The 25,172-nt window shown below is 68.5% G+C and carries 27 protein-coding genes; 16 read left to right on the top strand and 11 right to left on the bottom strand.

Features of this window, described 5'->3' with window-relative positions:
• Nucleotides 1-126 precede the first annotated feature (126 nt).
• The 7 genes from dnaX to DFQ15_RS01770 all read left to right on the top strand — a co-directional run bounded on the left by dnaX (nt 127) and on the right by DFQ15_RS01770 (nt 6,392).
• Nucleotides 127-2,355 (top strand): DNA polymerase III subunit gamma/tau, encoded by a 2,229-nt coding sequence (dnaX, locus tag DFQ15_RS01800; RefSeq protein WP_110464325.1) that lies wholly within the window; start codon nt 127-129, stop codon nt 2,353-2,355.
• A 60-nt stretch (nt 2,356-2,415) separates the two neighbouring features.
• On the top strand, nt 2,416-2,748 hold the full coding sequence (locus DFQ15_RS01795) for a YbaB/EbfC family nucleoid-associated protein (protein ID WP_110464324.1): 333 nt from the start codon (nt 2,416-2,418) through the stop codon (nt 2,746-2,748).
• Nucleotides 2,749-2,755: 7 nt separating this feature from the next.
• Nucleotides 2,756-3,940, top strand: coding sequence for a DUF1176 domain-containing protein (locus DFQ15_RS01790; protein WP_110464323.1), 1,185 nt, complete (start codon nt 2,756-2,758; stop codon nt 3,938-3,940).
• 8 nt (nt 3,941-3,948) lie between these two features.
• Nucleotides 3,949-4,542 carry a recombination mediator RecR gene (gene recR / locus DFQ15_RS01785; protein ID WP_110464322.1) on the top strand — a complete coding sequence of 198 codons (594 nt, stop codon included), beginning with the start codon at nt 3,949-3,951 and terminating at the stop codon, nt 4,540-4,542.
• 28 nt (nt 4,543-4,570) lie between these two features.
• Nucleotides 4,571-4,993 (top strand): MAPEG family protein, encoded by a 423-nt coding sequence (locus DFQ15_RS01780; protein WP_110464321.1) that lies wholly within the window; start codon nt 4,571-4,573, stop codon nt 4,991-4,993.
• A 137-nt stretch (nt 4,994-5,130) separates the two neighbouring features.
• On the top strand, nt 5,131-6,165 hold the full coding sequence (locus tag DFQ15_RS01775; RefSeq protein ID WP_110464523.1) for an ABC transporter substrate-binding protein: 1,035 nt from the start codon (nt 5,131-5,133) through the stop codon (nt 6,163-6,165).
• Between the two features lie 86 nt (nt 6,166-6,251).
• Nucleotides 6,252-6,392, top strand: a complete 141-nt coding sequence (locus DFQ15_RS01770) for a DUF3096 domain-containing protein (RefSeq protein WP_082447815.1) — start codon at nt 6,252-6,254, stop codon at nt 6,390-6,392.
• Between the two features lie 77 nt (nt 6,393-6,469).
• Here DFQ15_RS01770 and DFQ15_RS01765 read toward each other — a convergent pair whose 3' ends face one another.
• Both DFQ15_RS01765 and gloB read right to left on the bottom strand, forming a co-directional pair.
• Complete coding sequence (locus DFQ15_RS01765) at nt 6,470-8,089, bottom strand: transglycosylase SLT domain-containing protein (protein WP_110464320.1); 1,620 nt, start codon at nt 8,087-8,089, stop codon at nt 6,470-6,472.
• On the bottom strand, nt 8,086-8,868 hold the full coding sequence (gene gloB / locus DFQ15_RS01760; RefSeq protein ID WP_110464319.1) for a hydroxyacylglutathione hydrolase: 783 nt from the start codon (nt 8,866-8,868) through the stop codon (nt 8,086-8,088). Before gloB ends, DFQ15_RS01765 begins: the two co-directional genes overlap by 4 nt.
• On the opposite strand from gloB, the gene DFQ15_RS01755 reads away from it, so the two are divergent.
• The gene (locus DFQ15_RS01755; RefSeq protein WP_233504226.1) at nt 8,867-9,688 is read left to right on the top strand and encodes a class I SAM-dependent methyltransferase; all 822 of its coding nucleotides are present in this window, start codon (nt 8,867-8,869) and stop codon (nt 9,686-9,688) included. The two genes, gloB and DFQ15_RS01755, sit on opposite strands and share 2 nt — an antisense overlap.
• 22 nt (nt 9,689-9,710) lie before the next feature.
• On the top strand, nt 9,711-10,202 hold the full coding sequence (gene rnhA, locus DFQ15_RS01750) for a ribonuclease HI (RefSeq protein ID WP_110464318.1): 492 nt from the start codon (nt 9,711-9,713) through the stop codon (nt 10,200-10,202).
• Nucleotides 10,203-10,286: 84 nt separating this feature from the next.
• Here the strand turns inward: rnhA and mobA are convergent, their stop codons facing one another.
• Together mobA and moaA are read right to left on the bottom strand one after the other, a co-directional pair.
• Entirely contained in the window at nt 10,287-10,871 is a 585-nt protein-coding gene (gene mobA, locus DFQ15_RS01745; RefSeq protein WP_233504239.1) for a molybdenum cofactor guanylyltransferase MobA, read from the bottom strand.
• 105 nt (nt 10,872-10,976) lie between these two features.
• Nucleotides 10,977-12,143 (bottom strand): GTP 3',8-cyclase MoaA, encoded by a 1,167-nt coding sequence (gene moaA, locus DFQ15_RS01740; protein ID WP_110464317.1) that lies wholly within the window; start codon nt 12,141-12,143, stop codon nt 10,977-10,979.
• Nucleotides 12,144-12,405: 262 nt separating this feature from the next.
• Between moaA and DFQ15_RS01735 the strand changes: the two genes are divergently transcribed.
• Together DFQ15_RS01735 and DFQ15_RS01730 are read left to right on the top strand one after the other, a co-directional pair.
• Entirely contained in the window at nt 12,406-13,029 is a 624-nt protein-coding gene (locus DFQ15_RS01735) for a superoxide dismutase (RefSeq protein WP_110464316.1), read from the top strand.
• Nucleotides 13,030-13,068: 39 nt separating this feature from the next.
• Entirely contained in the window at nt 13,069-13,950 is an 882-nt protein-coding gene (locus DFQ15_RS01730; protein ID WP_110464315.1) for a ZIP family metal transporter, read from the top strand.
• A gap of 147 nt (nt 13,951-14,097) precedes the next feature.
• On the opposite strand, the gene DFQ15_RS01725 is transcribed toward DFQ15_RS01730, so the two are convergent.
• Entirely contained in the window at nt 14,098-15,531 is a 1,434-nt protein-coding gene (locus DFQ15_RS01725) for an aldehyde dehydrogenase family protein (protein ID WP_110464520.1), read from the bottom strand.
• A 126-nt stretch (nt 15,532-15,657) separates the two neighbouring features.
• On the opposite strand from DFQ15_RS01725, the gene ppa reads away from it, so the two are divergent.
• Entirely contained in the window at nt 15,658-16,194 is a 537-nt protein-coding gene (gene ppa / locus DFQ15_RS01720; protein WP_110464314.1) for an inorganic diphosphatase, read from the top strand.
• Between the two features lie 133 nt (nt 16,195-16,327).
• On the opposite strand, the gene DFQ15_RS01715 is transcribed toward ppa, so the two are convergent.
• Nucleotides 16,328-17,587: a GNAT family N-acetyltransferase gene (locus DFQ15_RS01715; protein WP_233504225.1), complete on the bottom strand. Its 1,260-nt coding sequence runs from the start codon at nt 17,585-17,587 to the stop codon at nt 16,328-16,330.
• Between the two features lie 261 nt (nt 17,588-17,848).
• Between DFQ15_RS01715 and DFQ15_RS01710 the strand changes: the two genes are divergently transcribed.
• The gene (locus DFQ15_RS01710; protein WP_110464312.1) at nt 17,849-18,187 is read left to right on the top strand and encodes a P-II family nitrogen regulator; all 339 of its coding nucleotides are present in this window, start codon (nt 17,849-17,851) and stop codon (nt 18,185-18,187) included.
• Nucleotides 18,188-18,235: 48 nt separating this feature from the next.
• On the opposite strand, the gene DFQ15_RS01705 is transcribed toward DFQ15_RS01710, so the two are convergent.
• From DFQ15_RS01705 to DFQ15_RS01685, 5 genes are read right to left on the bottom strand one after another with little or no spacing between them, the layout of a single operon-like run.
• Nucleotides 18,236-18,826, bottom strand: a complete 591-nt coding sequence (locus DFQ15_RS01705; protein WP_110464311.1) for an LOG family protein — start codon at nt 18,824-18,826, stop codon at nt 18,236-18,238.
• Nucleotides 18,823-19,386 (bottom strand): RDD family protein, encoded by a 564-nt coding sequence (locus tag DFQ15_RS01700; RefSeq protein WP_374940992.1) that lies wholly within the window; start codon nt 19,384-19,386, stop codon nt 18,823-18,825. Before DFQ15_RS01700 ends, DFQ15_RS01705 begins: the two co-directional genes overlap by 4 nt.
• Nucleotides 19,386-20,159 (bottom strand): DUF3106 domain-containing protein, encoded by a 774-nt coding sequence (locus tag DFQ15_RS01695; RefSeq protein ID WP_110464309.1) that lies wholly within the window; start codon nt 20,157-20,159, stop codon nt 19,386-19,388. Before DFQ15_RS01695 ends, DFQ15_RS01700 begins: the two co-directional genes overlap by 1 nt.
• Before the next feature lie 14 nt (nt 20,160-20,173).
• Nucleotides 20,174-20,623, bottom strand: coding sequence for a DUF3619 family protein (locus tag DFQ15_RS01690; RefSeq protein WP_110464308.1), 450 nt, complete (start codon nt 20,621-20,623; stop codon nt 20,174-20,176).
• Nucleotides 20,620-21,186, bottom strand: coding sequence for an RNA polymerase sigma factor (locus tag DFQ15_RS01685; protein WP_110464307.1), 567 nt, complete (start codon nt 21,184-21,186; stop codon nt 20,620-20,622). The genes DFQ15_RS01690 and DFQ15_RS01685 overlap by 4 nt, the downstream gene beginning before the upstream one ends.
• Before the next feature lie 283 nt (nt 21,187-21,469).
• On the opposite strand from DFQ15_RS01685, the gene DFQ15_RS01680 reads away from it, so the two are divergent.
• The 3 genes from DFQ15_RS01680 (at nt 21,470) to ilvC (ending at nt 25,086) form a co-directional block, all read left to right on the top strand.
• Nucleotides 21,470-23,287 carry an acetolactate synthase 3 catalytic subunit gene (locus DFQ15_RS01680; RefSeq protein ID WP_110464306.1) on the top strand — a complete coding sequence of 606 codons (1,818 nt, stop codon included), beginning with the start codon at nt 21,470-21,472 and terminating at the stop codon, nt 23,285-23,287.
• A 147-nt stretch (nt 23,288-23,434) separates the two neighbouring features.
• A complete protein-coding gene (ilvN, locus tag DFQ15_RS01675) occupies nt 23,435-23,926 on the top strand; it encodes an acetolactate synthase small subunit (protein ID WP_110464305.1) in 492 nt (163 codons plus the stop codon).
• A 143-nt stretch (nt 23,927-24,069) separates the two neighbouring features.
• Nucleotides 24,070-25,086, top strand: a complete 1,017-nt coding sequence (gene ilvC, locus DFQ15_RS01670; protein WP_110464304.1) for a ketol-acid reductoisomerase — start codon at nt 24,070-24,072, stop codon at nt 25,084-25,086.
• Nucleotides 25,087-25,172 lie beyond the last annotated feature (86 nt).

The following is a 25,172-nucleotide window of genomic DNA, read 5'->3' as shown; positions in this document are numbered from 1 at the left end:
CTGGAATCGACCGCCCTGCTCCGTATCGGAAATACGCTGCAACGACCCGAAAAGTCCGCTGGCCGATCGCGCGCGTATCGGCCCCGACGGCCGGCCGCGCATTCCCGGCCCCGTAGAATCCAGGGGATGTCCTACCTCGTGCTCGCCCGAAAATACCGTCCCCGGAACTTCTCGGAAATGGTCGGCCAGGAGCATGTTGTGCGGGCGCTGTCGAACGCGTTGCGGACCCAGCGTCTGCACCATGCCTACCTCTTCACCGGCACCCGCGGCGTGGGCAAGACGACCGTCTCCCGGATCCTGGCCAAGTCGCTCAACTGCGTCGGGTCGGACGGGCAGGGCGGCATCACCTCGGCGCCCTGCGGCGTGTGCCAGGCCTGCACCGACATCGATGCAGGCCGCTTCGTCGACTACACCGAGCTCGACGCGGCCTCGAACCGCGGCGTGGACGAGGTCCAGTCGCTGCTGGAGCAGGCGGTCTACAAGCCGGTGGTCGGGCGCTTCAAGGTCTTCATGATCGACGAGGTGCACATGCTGACCAACACCGCCTTCAACGCGATGCTGAAGACGCTGGAGGAGCCGCCCGAATACCTCAAGTTCGTGCTGGCGACGACCGACCCTCAGAAGGTGCCGGTCACGGTGCTCTCGCGATGCCTCCAATTCAACCTGCGCCCGATGGCGCCCGAGACGGTCGAGGAGCATCTGGCCCGGGTGCTGCAGACGGAAGCCGTCGTGGCCGACCCGCCTTCTTTGAAGCTGATCTCCCGCGCCGCCCGCGGATCGATGCGCGACGCGCTGTCGCTCACCGACCAGGCGATCGCGTTCGGCAACGGTGCGCTGGAGGAGGACACGGTGCGCCGCATGCTCGGCAGCGTCGACCGCTCGCATGTGTTCCATCTGATCGGCGCGCTCGCCGGCGGCGACGGCAAAACGGTCGTCGAGACGGCCGACGTGTTGCGGATCAACGGGTTTTCCGCCGGCTCCACGCTGGAGGAGATGACCGCGGTACTGCAGCGCATGGCGGTCATGCAGGCGGTCCCTCAGATGGCCGCGGCGGTGGACGCGGCCGACAGCGAGGCGGTCGAGATCGCGCGCCTGGCCGGCGACATGCCCGCCGACGAAACCCAGCTGCTCTACAGCCTGTGCCTGCACGGCCGCGCGGAGCTGGGCCTGGCGCCCGACGAGTACGCGGCGCTGACCATGGTGCTGCTGCGCCTGCTGGCGTTCAAGCCCGGATCGGCTCAAAAAAAAACACTGAAGCCGGCTGACACGGCGCGGGCCGCGACGGCAGACGCTGCCGTGCCGGGGCCGGTGGTTTCGAACGCCCGACCGCCGACCGCCGAGCCAGCGAAAGCGCAGGTCGTGCCATCGCCGACCGTATCCGAGGTGTCGCCTCCGAAGCCGCCGGTGGCTCAGGAGGGTTCGGCCGTACCTGCATTGCCGCCGCAGCACGATCCGCAGCCGCAGCCGCAGCCGCAGCCGTCAGCCGTGCAGGCTTCTGCTGCCTCGGAAGCACCTGCCCGACCTGTTGCGCACTTCCAAGACGGTGTGCCTGCCCCGGAAGCGGAAGAAGCGGATACCGCCGGCGACGCAGAAGCGAACACGGCCCCGCCCGGCATGGACGACGGCGGCGATGCCGAGTGGCTGGACTCGATCGCCGCAGAGTCGGCCGCCCCTGCGAGTCGCGAGAGCGGCTCGGCGACGTCGCCGGCCGTCTCCGCCCCGGAACCGTTCGCATCGCAGGGAGGCCGAGCCGGGCTGGCCTTGCCGGTGCACGAGCGTCCACCATCGGTCTCTTTCGAAGAGAAAACGCCTGTAGCCGGTGTCCAGAGCCGACCTGATGCTACTAATATAATAGCGATTCCGGTGCGGCAGCAGCCCGAGCCGGGCTTGCGCTCCCAGCCGCGTCCCGATGCCGCCGGCCATGGCCCCCGGCCGCCGGCCGCCACGTTCACCAGGACGCAAGAGGGCGATGTCTGGCACGCCACCGTCGGCCAGCTGATCGCGGCCGAGGCGATCTCGGCTCTGGTGCGGGAACTGGCGCTGCAGTCGCAGCTGGTTTCGCGCGACGGCAGCCATTGGATTCTGCGGGTCGAGCGCGAATCGCTCAACCAGCCGACCAGCCGGGAACGCCTGCGCACCGCCCTGGCCACGGCGGGCCATGCCGAGACGTTGACGGTCGAGATCGGCGTGGTCAGCGACAGCCCCGCCCGCCGCAACGCCGCCGCCGCCGCCGCGCGCCAGCACCGCGCCGAGGAGATCGTGCAGAACGATCCTTTCGTGCAGCAGATGGTGCGCGACTTTGGCGCGAAAATCGTGCCCGGCAGCATCAAGCCGCTGCCGCCCCCCGCCACCTGAGGCACGTGGCCCGCCCACTTTTCGTCTTTCCCTCCCATCCCCGAAAATCGAAGGAATTTCATGTTCAACAAAGGACAACTCGCCGGCCTCATGAAGCAGGCGCAAAACATGCAGGACAACCTCAAGAAGGCCCAGGACGAACTGGCGACCATCGAGGTGGAAGGCGAATCCGGTGCCGGTCTGGTCAAGGTGCTGATGACCTGCAAGCACGATGTCAAGCGCATCACGATCGACCCGAGCCTGCTGGCCGAGGACAAGGACATGCTCGAAGACCTGGTGGCCGCCGCCTTCAATGCCGCGGTGCGCAAGGCCGAGGACACCAGCCAGGAAAAGATGGGCAAGATCAGCGTCGGCATGCCGGGCCTGCCCGGCGGCATGAAGTTTCCGTTTTGATTCCGCGATGACGCCCGTGCCCGGTCGCCTGCCCCGTTGGATGCGGGAGCGCCTCGCGCTCTCCGGTGCCGCGCAGGCGCTGTCGCGGCGCCCGTGCGCCGCAGTGGCTGCCGGCCTCGTCGCCCTGTCGGTCTTCGCGGCCCAGGCCGCGTCACCGGCAGTGCCGGCCTACCGCGAGTTCAAGGACTGGATCGTCGCCTGCGACAACGTGCGCCGTTGCGAGGCCCGCCTGGCGCCTGCCGCCGGCGACACGCTGCCGATGCGGCTGTTGGTCGCCCGCGAGGCCGGCCCCGCGGGCGCGGTCGGCCTCGACCTGGCCGGCGAAAAGCCGTTGTCGGCCGATGCGCTGCGGCTCGACGGCGCCGCGCTGACCGGTGCCGACCGGCCGGCCGCGGCCGGCAGCGCCTGGACCAACGACGGCGAAGGCAGCTACCGGCTGCAGGGCGAGCCCGCGCTGGAGATGGCGCGCCGGCTGGAGCAGGCACGGCAGATGGCGGTGCAGCAATCCGACGGGCCGCTGCAGCTGTCGCTCGACGGCCTGGCCGCCGCACTGCGCTTCATCGACGATGTGCAGGGGCGGGTCGGCACCCTCACCGCGCTGCACCAGCCGGGCGCGGGGCCGGTCTCGCAGGTGCCCGCAGCGCCGGCCTTGCCGGTGGTGCAGGCCGCCGCCGCGCCGACGCCCCTGGCCGACACGCAGGCTTTCGCCGCGGCTGTGCGTACCCGTAACGCCGCACTGGTCGCACGCAAATGCGATGCGCCGCGCGGCGCCTCCGACGATGCGATGCCGCTGACCGACACCGACGCGCTGGTGCTGCTGCGGTGCTGGTCGGGCGCCTACCAGAGCGCCGCACTGGTGCTGCGGGTGCCCCGGTCGGCACCGCAGCAGGCGCGACCGGTAGCGCTGCCCGACGTGCCGGGCGGCCTGCCGGTCGGCAAGAACGACGATCCGAGCGTGGCGACCGAGGCGTTCTACGACCCTGCCACCGCCACTCTGTCTTCCTTCGCCAAGAGCCGGGGCATCGGCGACTGCGGCATCGCCCGGTCGTGGGTGTTCGACGGCACCGCGTTCCAGCCGGCCTCGCGCGACGAGCAGCGCCGCTGTGCCGGCTCGCCGGGCGACTGGCCGGCGCTCTACCGCACGCGCTCCGTGCCTGCCACCGCCACGGCGGCCCCGGCCCCGGCGCAATGACTTTTCTCATGGCTACCCCCACCAGTTCGCTCGATGCGCTCGTCCAGGCGCTGCGCCGTTTGCCCGGCGTCGGGGCCAAGACCGCCCAACGCATGGCCTTTCACCTGCTGCAGCACGATCGGCCCGGTGCCGAGATGCTGTCGCGGGCGCTGCACGACGCGGCCGGCCAGGTGCGCCATTGCCTGCTGTGCCACACCTTCACCGAATCCGACATCTGCGAGGTTTGCAGCGACCCGTCGCGCGACGCGTCCAAGCTCTGCGTGGTGGAGACGCCGGCCGACCAGTCGGCCATGGAGCGCACCGGCGCCTTCAAGGGCCTGTACTTCGTGCTGATGGGCAAGCTGTCGCCGCTCGACGGCATCGGCCCGAACGAGATCGGACTGCACAAGCTGTTCGAACGCGCGACCGACGGCACCGTCCAGGAGACCATTCTCGCGACCAATTTCACCGCCGAGGGCGAGGCGACGGCGCATGCCATCTCGGAAGGCCTGAAGGCGCGCGGCCTGCGGGTCACCCGGCTCTCGCGCGGCGTGCCGGTGGGCAGCGAGCTGGAATACGTCGATCTGGGCACGATCGCCCACGCCCTGGCGGACCGCCGCTGATGCATTCTGTTTACCTGAAGCTCCACGCATGAACGGCCTGTCATCCTCCGCGGCCACGGTGGGCGCAGTGCAATTCACGATCGCATACTGGTGCGTGCTGGCTGCGGCGCTGCTGCCGATCCTGTGCGCCGTTGTCGCCAAAGCGGGTGCGCAGGGCTACGACAACCGTTCGCCCAGGGTGTGGGCAGAAGGTGTGCGAGGCTGGCGCGCGCGTGCGATGGCGGCCCAGCAGAACGGCTTCGAGAGCCTGCCGTTCTTCATCGGTGCGGTGGTCGTCGCCCACCAGCTGGCCGCGCCGCAGGGCCGGCTCGACCTGCTGGCCGTGGGCTGGGTCCTGGTGCGCGTGGCCTACAGCGCGATCTACATCGCCGGTGGCGGCGCGGCGCGCAGCGCGGTCTACGCACTGGGCTTCGCGCTGAACGTCGCCATCCTCTTCGTCGGCTGCCGCTGACGCGCCGTAGCACCGACGCTGGCCCGGGATTAACCCGTACGGGGATGTCCCGGATGGGAGCCGTGCAGGCCGGTCGCTAAGCTGGCGGCATCGCATCCACCCGGCAAGGAATTCCCGTGAGACCCAGCCCCGCGCTCCTGCTTTCGCGCCGCGGTTTCTGCCTGTCGGCGGCACTGGCGGCTGCGGGCGCCCGCGTGCCGGCCCTGCGGGCGCAGTCGCACCGCGAACGCGAGAAGGTCACGATCGCGGTGGGCGGCAAGGCGCGCTTCGCCTACCTGCCGCTCACGATCGCCGAGCAGATGGGCTTCTTCCGGGCCGAGGGGCTGGAGGTGGAGATCCGCGATTTCGCGACCGGCTCGCAGGCGCTGCAGGCGGTGCTGAGCGGTATCGCCGACGTCTGCTCGGGCGCTTTCGAGCACACCGTCAGCCTGCAGAGCAAGGGCAAGAGCTTTCGCAGCATCGTGCTGCAGGGCCGGGCGCCGCAGATCGTGTTGGGCGCATCGACTCGCACCCTGGCGGGCTACCGCGGCCGGGGCGATCTTCAGGGCAGGCGGATCGGCATTCCGGCGCCGGGCGGGGCCAGCCACATGCTGGCCACGCTGGTGCTGGCGCGCGGGGGTCTGAAGCCCGGCGACGCGGAGTTCGTCGCGCTGGGCACGCCGTCGGCTGCGGCTTCGGCCCTGCGGGCGGGCCGGATCGACGCGGTGAGCGTCACCGATCCGGTGGCGACCATGCTGGAGCAGAAGGCCGATATCCGTGTGGTCTGCGACACCCGCACGCTCAAGGGCACGCTCGATCTCTTCGGCGGTCCGATGCCGGCCGGCTGCCTGCATGCGCCGGAAGATTTCGTGCAGAAGCGGGGCGCTGCTGCGCAGGCCTTGGTCAGCGCCATGGTGCACGCCCTGAAATGGCTACAAACCGCCGGGCCGGGCGACATTGTGAAGACGGTGCCCGAGCCCTATCTGCTGGGCGACCGCGCGCTCTACCTCACCGTGTTCCAAAAGATCCGGGAAGGCTATTCGCCCGACGGACTGGTGCCCGGGGGCGGTCCCGAGACGGCAGTGCGGGCGATGGCCGGGTTCGACCCCGCGGTAGAGCTGGGGCGGATCGACATGACGCGGCTCTACACCAACGATTTCGCCCAGCGGGCCAAGGAACGATTCCAGGCTTGACGCTGTCCCTTGTTACAGACGGCGGCGGGTGGCGGCTTATCGTCGGGCGCATCAAGACAGGTGCCCCGCACCGCAAAGGAATCGCCATGGTTTTCGGATTCAGCATCGGCCCGGTCGTCTCCCTGATCGCCGGCATTCTCATCCTCATCGTGCCGCGCCTGTTGAACTACATCGTGGCGCTGTACCTGATCATCATGGGCATTCTGGGCCTGGTCGGCACCCGCTGATGTCCTGAGCCTTGTTCCCATGGACGAAGGGGCGCTGCGGCGCCCCTCTGTCTTTGGTGATGCTCTGCGGCAGCATCCTATTTTTTGGCGGCAGGCTTGGCAGCCGCGCGGGGTGCCACAGCTCTCGGCGCGGCGACCTTTCTGGATGCCGCGGCGGCCCGGGCATTTGTGCGGACCGCGGTGGTGCGCGGAACTGCAGCACGCACCGGCTGCCGGGCGTTGCCGCGCACCGCCACCGTGGCCGGCGCCGCAGAAACCGCCGCCGCCGTGACCGGCGCCCGCACGTTCACCGGCAGGTACACCACCAGCTGCTGCCCGCTGCGCAGCACGGTGCTGGGCTGCACGTCGTTCCAGGTCGCGACGTCGGAGGTGGTGACACGGTAGCGGCGGGCGAGGGTGGCGACCGTATCGCGCTTGCCGGCCTTGACCAGGGTGCGGCGGGTGACGATCTCGGGCGACAGCGCCAGGCGGCCGTTGTCTGCCACCTGCGCATCGACATCGTCCTGGTTCTTGGCGGAGCGGGGCACCACCAGCGCCGAGCCGGCCTTGATCAGCATGCGGGGCGGAATGTTGTTGACTTGTCGCAGGTCGACCTCGCTCATGCCGACCAGCAGGGCGGCGGCCGAGACGCTCATCGTCGTCGGGGCGGTCCAGGCGGTCCAGCTCGCGTACTGACCGTCGGCGTAGGCCTCCAGGTTGCGGCGGAAGATGGCCGCGTTGTCCCAGGGCAGCAGGATTTGCGGCACGCCGGCCGCGAAGATCACCGGCTGGCGCAGCGACGGGTTGAGCTCTTTGAAGTCGCGCAACTGCACGTCGGCCAGCTTGGCGGCCAGGGCCACGTCGATGTCGCGGGCGATGGTGACCGACTGGAAGTAGGGGTGGTTCTCGATCGGCGGTAGCTCGGTGTTGAAGTCCTGCGGCCGGGCGACGATGTTCTTGACCGCCTGCAGCTTCGGCACGTAGTAGCGCGTCTCGTTGGGCATGTTCAGGTCGGTGTAGCCGGTGGGCAGGCCGAGCTTCTGGTTGCGCGCGATCGCGCGGCTGACGCTGCCTTCGCCCCAGTTGTAGGCGGCCAGGGCCAACTGCCAGTCGCCGAAGATGCTGTAGAGGCGCTGGAGGTAGTCGAGCGCGGCGCGGGTCGAGGCCAGCACGTCGCGCCGGTCGTCGCGGAACGCGTTCTGCTTCAACTGGTAGTCGCCGCCGGTGGCGGGCATGAACTGCCACATGCCGGCGGCCTTTGCGCTGGAGACGGCCTGCGGGTTGAACGCGCTCTCGATATAGGGCAGCAGCGCCAGCTCGGTCGGCATGTTGCGCCGCTCCAGCTCGTCGACGATGTGGAACAGGTACTTGCTTGAGCGCTCGGTCATGCGCTGGATGTAGTCGGGCCGGGTGGCGTACCACTGCTCGCGGTCGCGCACCAGATCGTTGTCGAGATCGGGCATCGCGAAGCCGCGGCGGATGCGCTCCCACAGGTCGGCCGGCGGCGACGTGTAGGCGACGGTGTGCGAGCCGGTCGCGCCGGTGGCGAGCGGCTTGAGCGCGCCGCCGGGAATCATCGAGGGGTACTGCTTCTGCCGGGCGCCGCCGCCGACGGTGGCGGCACCGCCCGCGCCCGGTGCGGTGGAGGCGCCCGGCAGCGTGCCGCAACCGGCGAGCAGGACGGCCAGGGACAGCCAGACGGCGTTGAGAATCTTCATCGGAAATCGTTCTTCCATTGGCGCAGGGCGGCAAAGATGCCGACTTCGTCGTCGGCCACGGTGTTCGCGTGGCGGCGCACTGCCGACACGACCGGAGCCGCTCGGCTCCGCAGGAAAGGATTCACCTCGCGCTCCAGCCCGAGGGTGGAGGGCAGTGTGGGCAGGCCCCGGGCGCGCAGCCGCTTGCAACGGTCCCCATAGGCCACCAGTGCCGGGTTGCCGGGCTCCACCGCCTGCGCGAACGCGAGGTTGGAGAGCGTGTATTCGTGGCCGCAGCATACGCGCGTCGCGTCGGGCAGCGCGGCCAGGGCGTCGAGCGAGGCCAGCATCTGCGCCGGCGTGCCTTCGAAGATCCGGCCGCAGCCGCCGGAGAAGAGGGTGTCGCCGCTCAAGAGCAGCGGCGCGCCGTCCACGTCGTCGCAGAAGAAGGCGATGTGGCCGGCGGTGTGACCGGGCACGTCGATCACGCGGAACGCAAGGCCCAGCACACGGACCACGTCGCCCTGGCGGAGCCGGTCGACCGGATCGGGCACCACCGCGTGCGCCTCGGTCGCGGGGCCGATCACCCGGGCACCGGTCGCCGCGCGCAGGGCGTCCACGCCGCCGGTGTGATCGTGGTGGTGGTGCGTGACTAGAATCGTCTCGAGCTGCAGCTCCTGGGCCTGCAGCGCGTCGAGCACCGGCTGGGCCTCGCCCGGGTCGACCACCACGGCCCGCTGCCCTTCGTGCAGCATCCAGATGTAGTTGTCAGTGAAGGCGGGCAGCGGTTGCAAGGTCATGAGCGACGAAATTATAGGTTTGCACCCCTGGTTCGATTCTCCGGCCGGCCGATACCTGACGGCATGGGAGCAGGCGCGGGTCGATCGGGCGGTGGGCGACCTGTTCGGCTACCACGGCGTGCAGCTCGGCCTGCCCTGGTTCGACGGGCTGCGGGCCAACCGCATGCCGCACCGCTGGCTGATCGGCGGGCCCGACGATCTGGACACGCCGGCAGGCGCCGCGCTCGCCGCATCGGACCTCCTGCCGCCACCCCGCTACCGACCGGCGATCCATGCGGACTTCGGCGCATTGCCGTTCGCGTCGCGCAGCCTGGACCTGGTGCTGATGCCGCACACGCTCGAGTTGACGGCCGACCCGCACGCCGCCCTGCGCGAGGCCGAGCGCACCCTGGTGCCCGAGGGCCGGGTGGTGATCAGCGGCCTGAACCCGGTGAGCTTCTGGGGCCTGAAGCAGCGGCGCGCCCGGGTGGCCCAGCGGCTCGGGCTGGGCCAGCGCTACCTGCCCGACGCGGTCGATTTCATCGGCTACTGGCGGCTGCGGGACTGGCTGCGGCTGCTGTCCTTCGAGGTGGAATCGGTGCAGTTCGGCTGCTGGCGGCCGGCGCTGCGCAGCCAACGCTGGCTGGACCGCACCGCCTGGATGGACCAGCTGGGCGACCGCTGGTGGCCGATCTTCGGCGCGGCGTATTTCGTGGTGGCGGTCAAGCGGGTGCCCGGCATGCGGCGGATGGAGAAGCCTCGCAGGCTGCCGGCGGTGCGGGCGGTGGCGCCGGCCGCCTCGGTGGCCGGCCGCAGCTTGCCCGACAATCCGCCCTCCTGATTTTTTTGCGAAGCGTTTTGCCGTGAACCATATCGACATCTACACCGACGGCGCCTGCAAGGGCAACCCGGGCCCGGGCGGCTGGGGCGTGCTGCTGAAGGCCGGCCCTACCGAAAAAGAACTCTACGGGGGCGAGCGCAACACCACCAACAACCGGATGGAGATGACCGCGGTGATCGAGGCGCTGAGCGCCCTCAAGCGGCCGTGCGACGTGACGCTATACATCGACAGCCAGTACGTGCTCAAGGGCATTACCGAATGGGTGGCGGGCTGGAAGGCCCGCGGCTGGCGAACCGCGTCGAAGGAGCCGGTGAAGAACGTCGAGCTTTGGCAGAAGATGGACGAGCTGGTGCGTAACGGCGGCCACAAGATCGAGTGGCGCTGGGTGCGCGGCCACGACGGCGACCCGGGCAACGAGCGGGCCGACCAGCTGGCCAACCGCGGGGTGGAGGTGGCGCTGGGCCGGCTGCCGGCGCAGATGCGCTCCTCGCCGGTAGCGGCAGACGCACGCTAGGAAGCCGCCGATGCGCGATGGTCGTTTGCTATGTTTTTAATAGCTAAAGGTCGGCGCAGAATGACGGCTACAGGCCCTTTTTCTTCAAATTTTCGGGGTGTTCGGCCCTTCCGACGGCTGCAACGCCTCCAGCGTCTCCAACTCCGCCAACGTGTTCGCATTCCGGAAGGCCTGCGGATCGTCGCCGGCCCGGTCGAAAGGCAACAGCACGCAGGCATGGCGTGACGCCCATTGGCGCACGGCGCGCAGGCCGCCGGCCAGGGCGGTCCGCAGATCGTCGCGCAAGGTCGCCCGCGCCAGACAGAACACCGGCTCGGGCACGGGGCCCGAGGGGCTCGCGGATGCCGCCAGCGCGAGGGGCGCACCGGCCGCACCGACCGCAGCTGCCATCCGCGCGGCCAGGTCGGGCGGAAATCGGGGCGTGTCGCAGGGTACGGTCAGCAGCCAGGGGGTGGCGCAGTGTTCGAGTCCCGCCAGCAGTCCGGCCAGGGGCCCGGGAAAATCGCCCGACGCATCCGGCCACACCGGCACCTGCCAGGCCGCATAGAGGTCCAGGTGCCGGTTCGCGTTGATCGCCACGGCACCGACCTGGGGGCGCAACCGCTCCAGCGCATGCCGTGCCAGCACGGTACCTTGGAAAGGCCGCAGGCCCTTGTCCACTCCGCCCATGCGTCTTCCCTGGCCGCCGGCCAGCACCAGGCCGGTGATATCGGCGCGCGCAGGGACGGCGACGGTTGTGCTGCCGGACACGAACGACGACACGGCGGCGGCCGCTCAACCGCCGATGTAGCTCATCTCCACCCGGCGCGGCACCGGCGCCGCATCGGGGGCGGCGGGCGGGCGGGCGGCGCGCAGTTCCGAATAGCGGTCGCCGCGGTTTTGCCAAATGCCGGCGATGGCGGCGGCGATGTCGTCGTCGCTCGCGCCGCCGCGCAGCAGGGCGCGCAGGTCGTGGCCTTGGCTGGCGAAGAGACAGAGGTACAGCTTGCCTTCGGTAGAGAGGCGTGCCCGGTTGCAGTCGTGGCAGAAGGCCTGCGTGACGCTGGCGATCACGCCCACCTCGCCCAGCGCCGGGTCGGGGCGGCCCTGCGCATCGGCGTAACCCCAGCGGCGGGCGGTCTCGCCGGGCGCCGTTTCGGCCAGCGGCACCAGCGGCAGCGCGCCGCTCAGGTGCTCGACCATCTCGGACGCGGGCATCACCTCGTCCATCCGCCAGCCGTTGGTGGCGCCGACGTCCATGTACTCGATGAAGCGCAGCACCACGCCGGTTCCGCGGAAGTGGCGGGCCATCGGCAGGATTTCCTGCGCGTTGGTGCCGCGCTTGACGACCATGTTGACCTTGACCGGGCCCAGACCCGCCGCCAGCGCCGCGTCGATGCCGTGCAGCACGTCGGCCACCGGGAAATCCATGTCGTTCATCCGCCGGAAGACGGCGTCGTCCAGCGCGTCGAGGCTGACCGTCACCCGCCGCAGGCCGGCGTCGCGCAGCGCCCGCGCCTTGCGGGCGAGCAGCGAGCCGTTGGTGGTCAGCGTCATGTCGGGCGCGGTGCCGTCGACGGTGCGCAGTTCCGAGAGTTGTCCGACCAGCGTCTCCAGGTTCCTGCGCAGCAGCGGCTCGCCGCCGGTGAGCCTGATCTTGCGCACGCCCTGGGCCAGGAACAGGCGGGCCAGCCGGGTCGTTTCCTCGAAGCTCAGCAGGGCCGACTGGGGCAGATAGGAATGGTCCGTGCCGAAGCTTTCCTTCGGCATGCAGTAACTGCAGCGGAAGTTGCAGCGGTCGGTCACGCTGATGCGCAGGTCGCGCAGCGGGCGCTGCAGGCGGTCCTGCAACCGGGCCGACGGCCTGCCGCGGGGGAGCGCCGGCGCCGCACCGACGAGGGTGCGGAGGTCGATCAGCGCAATGGTGCGCGCGGTGCGGTCGGGCGCGTCGGTGGAAGGCATTCGTCGATTGTGCCGGGCATCCGGTGTTCCGCTGTTGAGCAGGGTTTAAATCCGTGCCCGTCCGGCGCCGGTCGGCGATCCCGGGCGATGCATGTCGGCACGCGCGCTGGCGATGCGGCTGCCGAAATCATGTTACAAGTCTCCACTCCGCGGTAGCCGAGGCGATGCCGCCTGCCGCGGCCGTCGCGAAGGTCCGCGCCTTCCGCCGTATTGCGGGGCCGCCTTCGCCGGCGCCGCGTTCACTTATCCCAGGAGTTGATTCATGCCCTATACGCTTCCCGCTCTTCCTTACGCATACGACGCGCTGGAGCCGCATGTCGATGCACGGACGATGGAGATCCACCACTCCAAGCACCACCAGACCTACGTCACCAACCTGAACAATGCTGTCAAGGACACCGAGTACGACGGCAAGCCGGTCGAAGAACTTCTCAAGGGCCTCGACGGCCTGCCGGAGAACATCCGCACCGCCGTGCGCAACAACGGCGGAGGCCATTTCAACCACAGCTTGTTCTGGACGGTGCTGGCGCCGAATGCCGGCGGCACGCCCGGCGGCGACCTGGGCAATGCGATCGATGCCGACCTGGGCGGTTTCGACGCCTTCAAGGAAGCCTTCACCAAGTCCGCCATCAGCCGTTTCGGCAGCGGATGGGCCTGGCTGTCGGTCCGCAAGGACGGCAAGCTGGTGGTCGAGAGCAGCGCCAACCAGGACAGCCCGGTGGTGCAGGGCGTCGGCTCGGGCGCGACGCCGATCCTGGGCCTGGATGTCTGGGAACATGCCTACTACCTGAAGTACCAGAATTGCCGCCCCGAGTACATCGCCGCGTTCTTCAACGCGGTGAACTGGCCCGAAGTGGCACGCCGCTTCGCCGCCGCCAAGGTCTGACGCGCGCTGCCGCAGCCTGCACGTACGCCCCCGAACCCGATGTCGTCCTTCCGCTCCCGATTGACGCTGCGTCGGTTGCCCCGCGCGCTGGTCGTGGTGGCGGTGGTGCTCGGCCTGGGCGTGCAGTCGTGGCACTTCGTCACGTCGAACGACGTGATCCTGGACGCCTTCACCGGCGGCATGGTGGCGGCGCTGGCGACGGCGCTGGGCACCCTGCCGGTGCTGTTCTCGCAGCGCCTGTCCGACCGAACGCAGGACACGCTCTTCGGCTTCGGCGCCGGCGTGATGTTGGCGGCCTGTGCGTTCTCCCTGATCATTCCCGGCATCGCCGCCGCACGGTCGCAGGGCATGGGTCCCTGGGGCGCGGGCAGCGTGGTCGGAGTGTCCATCCTGCTGGGCGGCGCGATGCTGCTGGCGATGGAGCGGCTGGTGCCGCACGAACATTTCATCAAGGGCGTCGAGGGCCAGACGGCGCGCAAGCTGCGGCGGACCTGGCTCTTCGTCTTCGCGATCGCCCTGCACAACCTGCCCGAGGGCCTGGCCATCGGAGTGGGCTTCGCGGGCAACGACACCTTGCGTGCCGGAGCGCTGGCCACCGGCATCGCGATCCAGGACGTGCCCGAGGGCTTGGTGGTCGCCGTGGCGCTGCTGGCCGCGGGCTACAGCCGCCGGCTGTCGGTTGGCCTGGGCATGGCGTCGGGGCTGGTCGAGCCCGTCGGCGCGGTGCTGGGCGCCGCGATCATCGAATTCTCCAGCGGGATGCTGCCGTGGGGGCTGGGTTTCGCCGGCGGTGCGATGCTGTTCGTCGTCAGCCACGAGATCATTCCGGAATCGCACCGCAAGGGGCACGAGGCCTGGGCGACCGGCGGTCTGATGGTCGGCTTCGTGTTGATGATGCTGCTCGATACCGCATTAGGGTAGCTCACCCCCAGGCTTTTCACTGCGTGTAACGCCAACCCCCTTCCGGGGGCGACACAGGTGGACCGGCGGAGCCGGATCCACTGTGTCCTGAGGCAGCGGCCACTGCGTGCGCAACGATTCATTCACTCGATACGCGGTGCGGGGTGTTCAGCCGTGCTTGAAGGCCACGGTCTTCAGCGTCGTGAATCCGTACAGGGCTTCGAAGCCCTTTTCGCGGCCGTAGCCCGACGACTTGACGCCGCCGAAGGGCAGCTCGACGCCGCCGCCGGCGCCGTAGTTGTTGACGAACACCTGTCCGCTGCGCAGGCGCTTGGCCATGCGGAACTGGCGGGCGCCGTCTCGGGTCCAGACGCCCGCGACCAGGCCGAAGGCGGTGCCGTTGGCGAGCTGCACCGCATGGTCCTCGTCGCGGAAGGACATGGCGGCCAGCACCGGGCCGAAGACTTCTTCCTGGGCGAGGCGGTGCTGCGGCGGCACGTCGCGCAGGAGGGTGGGGGCCTGGTAGTAGCCGGTCTGGGGCGCCTCGTCCACCACTGTGCCCTGCGCCACCATGGCGATGCCGGCCACCTGCGCGTCCGACAGGAAATCCCACACCCGCTGCTGCTGGCTCTGCCGGATCAGCGGGCCCACGTCCAGATCCATCGCCGCCGGGCCGACGCGCAGCGCCTCGAAGGCCGCGCCCAGGCGTTCCAGCAGCGGCTCGTAGACCGACTGCTCCACCAGCAGGCGCGAGCCGGCCGAGCAGGTCTGGCCGGCGTTCTGCACGATCGCGTTGACCAGCGTGGGGACGGCCGCATCCAGGTCGGCGTCGGCGAATACGATCTGCGGGCTCTTGCCGCCCAGCTCCAGCGTCACCGGGCAATGCCGCTCGGCGGCCGCCTGTTGGATCAGCGTGCCGACCGACGGGCTGCCGGTGAAGCTGATGTGGTCGATGCCGTGGTGCCGCGCCAGCGCGTCGCCTACCTCGGGACCGCAGCCGGTGACGATGTTGATCGCGCCGGGCGGGAAGCCCACCTCGGCCGCCAACTGGGCGACGCGGATCAGCGACATGCAGGCGTCTTCCGACGGCTTGACCACGCAGACGTTGCCCGCGGCCAGCGCGCCGCCCACGCTGCGGCCGAAGATCTGCATCGGGTAGTTCCACGGCACCACGTGGCCGGTCACGCCGTGGGGCTCGCGCCAGGTGAAGACGCTGTAGCCTTCCTGGCAGGGCAGCGTTTCGCCGTGCAGCTTGTCGCAGGCGCCGGCATAGAATTCGAAATAGCGCGCCAGGGACTGGGTGTCGGCGCGGGCCTGGCGGGTGGGCTTGCCGCAGTCGCGCTGCTCCAGGGCCGTCAGTTCGTCGGCGTGGGCCGCCACCGCCTCGGCCAGCGCCATCAGCAGGCGGCCCCGGTCCATGGCCGACACCTTGCTCCACAGCGCGTCGTAGCACTGGCGCGCCGCCAGCACCGCATGGTCGATGTCCTGGGCGTCGCCGCGCTGGATCTCGTCGTAGGGCTGTCCGTCGGACGGGTCGATCACCGGCAGTGTGCGGCCGGACGACGAGGGCAGGGAGGCGTTGGCGATGAAGTGGTACTGCATGCCGTCCATTGTGCCGGGGGCGGGCGGCGCGGCGCGGGCCGGTCGGTAGAATCCAGCGCTGTCATGGCCGTACCGGACCGGTGCCTGCGGCCGCTTTCCCCCGTCTCCATCCAACGCTGCTGCACCATGTCCTTCGACAAAGTTTCCCCAGGCAAGAACCCGCCCGACGTCTTCAACGTGGTCATCGAGATCTCGATGAACGCCGATCCGGTGAAGTACGAGGTGGACAAGGATTCGGGCGCGATCTTCGTCGACCGTTTCCTCACGACCGCGATGCACTACCCGACCAACTACGGCTACGTGCCGCAGACCCTGTCGGGCGACGGCGACCCGGTCGACGTGCTGGTGATGACGCCGTTCCCGCTGCCGCCCGGCGTGGTGGTGCCCTGCCGCGCGATCGGCATCCTGAAGATGGAAGACGAAGCCGGCATCGACGGCAAGGTGCTGGCCGTGCCCACCACCAAGATCCTGCCGATCTACGAGAACATCCAGAAGCCCGAAGACCTGCACCCGATCTTGCTGAAGCAGATCAGCCATTTCTTCGAGCATTACAAGGACCTGGAAGCCGGCAAGTGGGTCAAGGTGCTGGGCTGGGAAGGCATCGACGCCGCCAGGCAGGAAATCACCGAAGGCATCGCCAACTACAAAGCGCCGAAGGCCTGAGATGCCCCGGGGCCGCTGGCCTGATGCCTGATGCCTGATGCCTGATGCCTGATGCCTGATGCCTGATGCCTGAGGTCAGTTCGCCCGCCGGCATCGTGCCAGCGCATGCGCACCGACGGGCGATGGCCGCCGCTCAGTCGACAGCGCCGTGCCGGAACGGCGACCGGGCGTCCAGGTGCTCCATGTAGTGCGCGATGCCTTCGCCCTCGCGCTCCAGAAAACGCTCCACCGCATCCGAAAAGTCGGGCCGCGCCAGCCAGTGGGCGCTGGTGGTGGCCACCGGCATCAGAGCCCGGGCCATCTTGTGCTCGCCCTGGGCACCGCCTTCGAACCGGATGAAGCCGTGGGCGATGCACCACGCGATCGGCTGGTAGTAGCAAGCTTCGAAGTGCAGGCAGTCCACCCGCTCCAATGCGCCCCAGTACCGGCCATAGGCGACGCCGCCCGTGTCGGTCCGAGAAGCCGATTCGGGGCCGTTCGTGCCTTTAGCCGGCGACGGATGCTGACCTAGTGCTATCAAACTGCTAGCAATCGCCTGGCCGTCCTTCTCCGCGACGAACAGCAGCCAGTTCTCGGGCATCTGCTGCTCCATCCGCCGAAAAAAGTCGCGGGTGAGGTAGGGCGCGTTGCCGTGCTCGCGATAGGTGCGGGCATAGCAGCGGTAGAAGAAGTCCCAATCGCCGGTCGTGATATCGGCGCCCCGGGACCAGCGGAACGACACGCCGGCCTCGGCCACCTTGCGGCGTTCCTGGCGGATCTTCTTGCGCTTCTCCTGCGTGAGGCTTGCGAGGAAATCGTCGAAATCGGCATAGGCGCGGTGCGGCTGCGGGGTATCTGCCGGGGTCGCCGCCACCGCCGCCATCGGAACCCGGTTGTGCCAGTGGAACTGCACCGTGTTTCGGAGCATCAGGCCCGCATCCCGGCAGGTGTCCACGTCGGTATCGGCGAGGAATAGCAGGTGCAGCGACGACAGCGCCTGCTCGCCGCACCAGGCCACCAGCGCCCGCACCAGCACGCCGCGCGCCTGGGGCGAACGCGCCAGCAGCCGGGCGCCCGGCACCGGGGTGAACGGAACGGCGACCACCGCCTTCGGGTAGTAGGCGAGGCCGTGGTCGGCATAGGCGTTGGCCCAGGCCCAGTCGAAGACGTATTCGCCGTAGGAATGGTTCTTCAGGTAGACGGCGCAGGCCGCCGCCATCGTCTCGCCCTCCCATACGGTGAGGAACACGGCGCCCCAGCCGGTGTCGGCAGTGGCGCTGCCGCTGTCGTGCAGCGCCGCGAGGTAGGCGTGGCGCAGGAACGGCGTGGCGTCGCCGCCGAGGGCCAGCAGCTGGTCCCAGGCGTGCGCATCGACGTCCTGGTGGCGGGAGAAGATTCGGAGGGTGAGTGTCACGGGCGGCGCGCTGGGTACGGTGGCGGAAGGATCGTGCAGTTTTCGATCATGGCGGGAATCGGGTGCATGTGCTGGAAGTGCGCGGCCATACCGCCAACCGGTGGGGACACACGGCGCCGCCGCTGCGCATGACGTCGTGCGCAGCGGGGGCGGATGACATAATCGTCCGCAGCCCTGTGCCGGGGCGCGCGGGACGCCCGACAATCCGGCACCGGTGGGCGTTGGCCCGTGCGACTTCCACATTCCGACAGTACGACTCCCATGAAGCAGATCACCGCCATCATCAAGCCCTTCAAGCTGGAGGCGGTGCGGGAGGCGCTGGCGGCGCGTGCTGCGACCGGCCTGACCGTGACGGAGGTCAAGGGCTTCGGCCGGCAGAAAGGCCATACCGAGCTGTATCGGGGTGCCGAATACGTCGTCGATTTTTTGCCGAAGGTGAAGGTCGAGGTGGTGGTGGCCGCCGGGGACGTCGAACGCTGCGTGGACGCTATCGTGGGCGCGGCCCGCACCGGCAAGATCGGCGACGGCAAGATCTTCGTCACCGCCGTTGACCGGATCGTACGGATCCGCACGGGCGAAGAAGACGCGTCGGCGATCTGAGGCGCTCCTGGGTAGGGGCAGCACGGCCCGCGCGGCCTGCGCCCCCGCCTAGATCACGTCCCGCAGGGCTGCCGCGTCGCCGCCGCCGGGAGGGGCGAGCAGGCCGGGCAGCAGTATGTCGACATCGTCGCCGACCTGCAGGAAATCCATCTGCCACTCGCCCATGAAGCCGTGGCCCACGCTTTGCGCCCAAAATGCGAGCATCGCGTCGTAGTGGCGTGCCACGTTCAGTATGCCGAGCGGCTTGGCGTGGTAGCCCAGCTGGCGCCAAGTCCATACCTCGAACAGCTCTTCGAACGTGCCGATGCCGCCCGGCAGAGCCAGGAAACCGTCGGCCCGCTCGGCCATCATCGCTTTGCGCTCGTGCATGTTTTGCACGACGTGCAGCTCGTCGCAGCGGCGGTTGGCGGCTTCCTTGTCGACCAGCGCCTGCGGAATCACGCCGACGACCCGGCCGCCCGTCGCCTGGGCGGCATCGGCCACCGTTCCCATCAGACCGTTGTGGCCACCGCCGTAGACCAACTGGCCACCCCGTTCCCCGATCCAGGTGCCTACCGCACGGGCCGCATCGGCGAACCGTGCGTCGTGGCCCGGCCGGGAGCCGCAGTAGACGCAAAGCGAGAACGCCGGGCCGCTCATGCCGACACCGCCGTGCGGGGCGGCGCCGTGCTGACCAGCCGGGTACCGGCGATCGCATCGTGCAGGAACTGCCGCTGCGGATGCAGCCGGCTGACCAGCGCCCAAACTGTCACCCAGCACGCCACGACGAGGAACGTCTGGCGGGTCGACAGCCGCAACGGAGCGACAAGCGCGAGCGGCGGCAGCAGCCACAGCCAACTGGCGACGTAGCGGCAGAGCGCCCGCTGCTGCGTCACCTGTGCGCCGTGCGCGTCCACTATCCGGATGTGCCAGGTCTTCATGGCCAGCGTCTGTCCCTTGGCCCAAAACCAGGTGAAGTAAATGCCGAGCACGACGAACACAAAGGCCTGCAGCGCGTGCCGGTGGTCCATCGCGTTGCGGGTCTGGCTCAGCGTGCCGAACAGGTAGGCAGCGATGAAAACGACGCCGAACACCAGCATGCCCTCGTAGAGGCAGCAGGCCATGCGGCGCGCGAGGCGGGGTGCGAGACTATTCGGCACTCCGGATGCGCCGGCGTCGGCGGAGGTGCCGCGGCCGGTCTCCGGCAGGGCGTCGGACATCATGGGGCGGACAGTGGCTCGGCCGGAACAGGCGCCGTCGGGGTCGTGGCGGACATGTCGGATGCAGGGGCTGGCGTCGATGCCGGCGCAGGCGCAACCCGCGCCGCCGGATGTGCCGCGATATGTTGCGGCAACAGCGTCTTCTGGTCGAACTGGGACGACGGTACACCGATCGTCGGGCGTGGCCGTGGCGTCGCGGCGGGGGGCAAAGTGGCCAGACGCTGGGGCGGCACCGGCCGCACGGCACGTGCCGCGCCCGTGGGCGGTGTCGTATGGCCTTCCGTCAGCCGGCTGCGCTCTTCCGGGCTCAGGGCCTGGTATGCTTCCCACCGCGCCTTTTTTTGGCCCGGGTCCAACTTGCTGGCCTCGGCGAAGCTCATGCGGGCCTGGGTACGCTGCTCGTACGAGAGGTTGGCCCACTCGGCCATCCGACCATGCAGGCGCTCCTGCTCGGCGGGCGGCATCGCGTGAAAGTTGCGGACCATCTCGAGCCACTTGCGGCGCTGCGTGTCCCGCATGCCACCCCAGTGGCTGGCCAGCGGCGCCAGGGCCTTCTGCTGCTGCGGGGTGAGTGTCCGGAATGCCGCAGGCACCTGCGCAGCAGGCGACGATGCCTTGGGCAGCGTGGCGGCGCCGCCATCCACCATGCTGCCGGCCGACGAATCCGCACCGGCCGGGACTTGCGCCCGCACCGCCACCCCCGCCGCGATCGCGGACAGCACCACGGCCACTAAAATCGTGCCGCGGGCCTTGGAACGCGAAGATGCAGCCATGGCGGGACCAGCGGTCAACGGGGGCTGTCCGAGCTGTTCTTCATGAACTGAAGAAAACCCGGATCGGCGTAGGCGGACGGCGGCAGGTCGTCTGCGAGCAGTGCCGAATCGACTTCGGCCAGCTCGTGCACGCGGTTGTCTTCCTGCACCGTGTAGATCGTGAAGAGGCCGGCGGCCAGCGCCGCGAGCGGCAGCACCGCCGCGATGCGGCCCCAGAGGCCCGGGCCGTCCTGTCCGAACGACGCGGTGGCGGTGGCGGTGTGGCCCTGACCGAAGATCGACGATGCGGTACGGGCCCGCACGTTCACTACCCGACGGTGTGCCACCGCCTGCTGCCGCAGCATCCGCAATCGCTGCGAGATGTCGTGCGGCACGACACGGGCGCCTTCCGAGAGGCGTGCGGCGATCCGTTCGCCGAATTCGTCCTGCAGATGGAGAGTCGCGGAAGTGTGAGCTTGGGTCATATCTGGATCCCTTTGGCTTTGAGCGCCTTGCCCAGAGAGTGGACGGCACGCGAACAGTGCGTTTTGACGCTGCCTTCTGAGCAGCCCATGGCAGCGGCGGTTTCCGCCACGTCCATCTCTTCCCAGTAACGCATCAGGAATGCTTCGCGTTGACGTGGCGGAAGCGCCTGGATCTCGGCCTCTATTTGATGCAAGACCTGGGCCCGGCGGGTGGTGTCTTCCGCGCTTTCGGTGCGGTGGGAGCCGTCGTCGATCTGCAACGTTTCCAGCAGGTTGAAGTCGCCGTCCTCGCCCGCCATCTCGAAATCGCCCATGTTGGAGAAGAGCGCGTTGCGCGTCTTCTGCCGGCGAAACCAGTCGAGGGTGCAGTTCGACAGGATGCGCTGGAACAGCATCGGCAGCTCGTCGGCCGGCCGGTCGCCATAGTGCTCGGCCAGCCGCATCATGCTGTCCTGCACGATGTCGAGCGCAGCTTCCTCGTTGCGCACGTGGTAGAGCGACCGCTTGAACGCGCGTGTTTCTACGCTTTTGAGGAAATCGGACAGTTCGCGTTCGGTGGCCAAGGGCAGAATCCGGCCGCTGGACGGCACGAGTGTGGGGCGATCGTCCGCGGTTGCCGGACGGCCGGATTATTGCACTGGCCAACTTTATTTCGGCACGCGGCCGGGTCGGGCTGCATGCGATGTGATAATGCGTGTTGCTGTCTATTCAAGCAAACGGGTTCCGGTTCGGCGCAGCAAGCATCTCGCCCATGGCCGTGGACCTTAAGTTCCGACACCGCTTCACAAGAGCGCGCGTGAAGGAGCACCCAAGGTTTTTCGTTTCCGAAATTCACAAAGGTTGACCATGGAAATCTCTCCTGCGGAAATCGCATCGGCCGCCGCTGCCACCGCGCGGAACGCCTCCTCCTCCCCGCTGTCCCCCGTCTCGCCCGCGCCGGCGCATCCCGAACTGATGGGTGCCGAAGTTCTGGTGAAGTCCCTGCAAGCCGAAGGCGTGCAGTACGTCTGGGGCTATCCCGGCGGCGCGGTTCTCTACATCTACGACGCCTTCTACAAGCAGGATTCGATCCTGCATGTGCTGGTGCGCCACGAGCAGGCGGCGGTGCATGCCGCCGACGGCTATGCGCGTGCCACCGGCGAGGTCGGCGTGGCGCTGGTCACTTCCGGCCCGGGCCTGACTAACGCCGTGACCGGCATCGCGACCGCCTACATGGACTCGATCCCGATGGTGATCATCAGCGGCCAGGTGCCGACGGCGGCGATCGGCCAGGATGCCTTCCAGGAATGCGACACGGTCGGCATCACCCGCCCGATCGTCAAGCACAACTTCCTGGTTAAGGACCCGCGCGACATCGCGATGACGATCAAGAAGGCGTTCCACATCGCCCGCACCGGCCGGCCCGGCCCGGTGGTGGTGGACATCCCGAAGGACGTGTCCTTCAAGAAGGTCACCTACAGCGGCCATCCCGCGACGGTGGAGATGCGCTCGTACAACCCGGTCAAGCGCGGCCACGGAGGGCAGATCCGCAAGGCGCTGCAGCTGCTGCTGACCGCCAAACGGCCCTACATCTACACCGGTGGCGGCGTGCTGCTCGGCAACGCGTCGAACGAGCTGCGCACGCTGGTCGACATGCTGGGCTACCCGGTCACCAACACGCTGATGGGCCTGGGCGCCTACCCCGCGTCGGACCCCAAGTTTTTGGGCATGCTGGGCATGCACGGCACCTGGGAGGCCAACAACGCGATGCAGCACTGCGACGTGCTGCTGGCCGTCGGCGCGCGCTTCGACGACCGGGTGATCGGCAACGTCAAGCATTTCGCGCAGAACGAACGCAAGATCATCCATATCGACATCGATCCGTCGAGCATCTCCAAGCGGGTCAGGGTCGACGTGCCGATCGTCGGCGACGTGAAGGACGTGTTGACCGAGTTGATCAACATGATCAAGGAATCGCCGATCCGCCCCGACGGCGCGGCGCTTTCGGGTTGGTGGGACACCATCGAAGGCTGGCGCAGCCGCAAGAGCCTGGCCTACGACCGTGGCGACGGCGACGTGATCAAGCCGCAGTACGTGGTCGAGACGCTTTGGAACATGACCAGGGACGTCGAGACCTACATCACCTCCGACGTGGGCCAGCACCAGATGTGGGCCGCGCAGTACTACCGGTTCGACGAGCCGCGCCGCTGGATCAACTCGGGCGGCCTGGGCACGATGGGTGTGGGCATCCCGTATGCCATGGGCATCAAGCTGGCCAAGCCCGAATCGGAAGTGTTCTGCATCACCGGCGAAGGCTCGGTGCAGATGAATATTCAGGAACTCTCCACCTGCCTGCAGTACAACACGCCGATCAAGATCTGCGCGCTGAACAACCGCTTCCTCGGCATGGTGCGCCAGTGGCAGCAGATCGAGTATTCGGGCCGCTACAGCCACAGCTACATGGACGCGCTGCCCGATTTCGTGAAGCTCGCCGAGGCCTACGGCCACGTCGGCATGCTGATCGAGAAGCCCGAGGACGTGGAGCCCGCCTTGCGCGAGGCCCGCAAGCTCAAGGACCGCACGGTGTTCATGGACTTCCGCACCGACCCCACCGAGAACGTGTTCCCGATGGTGCAGGCCGGCAAGGGCATCACCGAGATGCTCCTGGGCAGCGAAGACCTGTAGTTCCAGGCGAAAAGTGCCTGCAGCCGGCGCCCGACGCCGGCTGCTAGCTATCGAAATAATAGCGATCCGTTCCCCGACGAATCTATTGCCCGCCGAGCCCGCGCATTACCGTGCGCGGGGGAGGGCGGCGAAAAGAGGAATCCCTTTATGAAGCACATCATCGCCGTCCTGCTCGAGAACGAGCCGGGCGCACTCTCCCGCGTGGTCGGGCTGTTCTCGGCCCGCGGCTACAACATCGAGTCGCTGACGGTGGCCCCCACCGAAGACCCGAGCCTGTCGCGCATGACGATCCAGACGGCCGGCTCCGAAGACGTCATCGAGCAGATCACCAAGCACCTGAACCGCCTGATCGAGGTGGTCAAAGTGGTCGACCTGACCGAAGGCGCCTACACCGAGCGCGAGCTGATGATGGTCAAGGTGCGCGCCGTCGGCAAGGAGCGCGAGGAGATGAAGCGCATGGTCGACATCTTCCGCGGCCGCATCATCGACGTCACCGACAAGAGCTACACCGTCGAGCTGACCGGCGACCAGTCGAAGAACGACGCGTTCTTGCAGGCGATCGAGCGGACCGCGATCCTCGAGACCGTCCGGACCGGCGCCAGCGGCATCGGCCGCGGCGAGCGGGTGCTGCGCGTCTAGTACCTGAGTTTTTCCTCCGACCGTGCGTCGACAGGCTCGGCACGGACGGATTCCCGTGGATGGCGACCTTGCATTGCGCGTTCGCCCCGAGCCTGTCGCTGGGCGTTTTCGCCAACCCAACCTTTTAAATTCCGGAGCATTCCATGAAAGTTTTCTACGACAAAGACGCCGACCTGAGCCTGATCAAGGGCAAGACCGTGGCCATCGTCGGCTACGGCTCGCAGGGCCATGCCCACGCGCAGAACCTGAACGACAGCGGCGTGAAGGTCGTGGTCGGCCTGCGCAAGGGCGGCGCGTCGTGGGACAAGGTCGGCAAGGCAGGCCTGCAGGTCGCCGAAGTGGCCGAAGCGGTCAAGTCGGCCGACGTGGTCATGATCCTGCTGCCGGACGAGCAGATCGCCACCGTCTACAAGAACGACGTCGAGCCGAACATCAAGCAGGGCGCGTCCCTCGTCTTCGCCCACGGCTTCAACGTGCACTACGGCTTCGTGCAGCCGCGTGCCGACCTCGACGTCTGGATGGTCGCCCCGAAGGCGCCGGGCCACACTGTCCGCGGCACCTACACCCAGGGCGGCGGCGTGCCCCACCTGGTCGCGGTGCACCAGGACAAGAGCGGCAAGGCGCGCGACCTGGCCCTGTCGTACGCGTCGGCCAACGGCGGCGGCAAGGCCGGCATCATCGAGACCAACTTCCGCGAAGAAACCGAGACCGACCTGTTCGGCGAGCAGGCCGTGCTGTGCGGCGGAACCGTCGAGCTGATCAAGGCCGGCTTCGAGACGCTGGTGGAAGCCGGCTACGCCCCCGAGATGGCGTACTTCGAGTGCCTGCACGAACTGAAGCTGATCGTCGACCTGATCTACGAAGGCGGCATCGCCAACATGAACTACTCGATCTCGAACAACGCCGAGTACGGCGAGTACGTGACCGGCCCGAACATCGTCACCTCCGCCACCAAGGACGCGATGCGCAAGTGTCTGAAGGACATCCAGACCGGCGAATACGCCAAGAGCTTCGTGCTCGAAGCCGCCGCCGGCCAGCCGACGCTGATCAGCCGACGCCGGCTGAACGCCGAGCACCAGATCGAGCAGGTCGGCGCCAAGCTGCGCGCGATGATGCCGTGGATCGCCAAGAACAAGCTGGTCGACCAAACCCGCAACTAAAGCGCCGTTTCGCTGCGCTGAACACGAGGGCCACGCGAGTGGCCCTCGTCGTTTGCGGCGCTCCGCCGTCGCTACACTCGGCGGCA

Source organism: Xylophilus ampelinus (genome assembly GCF_003217575.1).
GTDB classification, from domain to species: domain Bacteria; phylum Pseudomonadota; class Gammaproteobacteria; order Burkholderiales; family Burkholderiaceae_C; genus Xylophilus; species Xylophilus ampelinus.
The sequence above is the reverse complement of the archived record's forward strand: the minus strand, read 5'-3'. Positions and strand labels throughout refer to the sequence as shown.